This window comes from Rhizobium sp. SVR5-9E, from assembly GCF_056755095.1.
The window spans coordinates 1-251 of sequence record NZ_JBNDHS010000567.1 but is presented as its reverse complement, the minus strand read 5'-3'; the positions used below and the strand labels follow the sequence as shown (position 1 = coordinate 251).

The 251-nt window shown below is 64.9% G+C and carries 1 protein-coding gene; it reads right to left on the bottom strand.

The features are described from left to right. Positions 1–237, bottom strand: a 237-nt coding sequence (locus ACPYOJ_RS36095; RefSeq protein WP_481420494.1) for a hypothetical protein, incomplete at its 3' end; no start/stop codon positions are given. Between the last annotated feature and the right edge of the window lie 14 nt (positions 238–251).

Below are 251 nucleotides of genomic sequence, written 5' to 3'. Positions count from 1 at the left end.
GACGGAAAAGACCAGGAAGTGGCGGGTTTTCAGCAGGGCAAACGCATCAGCGCAGAACAGATCGCGAACCTGGACCGGCAGCCCTTTTGCCGGGGCGGGCGTGTGCGGCAGCGTCAGGCTGTAGAGCGCCAGCAGCACGGAGCTCGCCGCCGCAACCTGGAAGATCGTGACGCTGGAGGCCACGCCGGTAACGCCGATAAAGATCCCCGCGACAATCCAGCCGATAGTGCCGAACACGCGCACCACCGGGA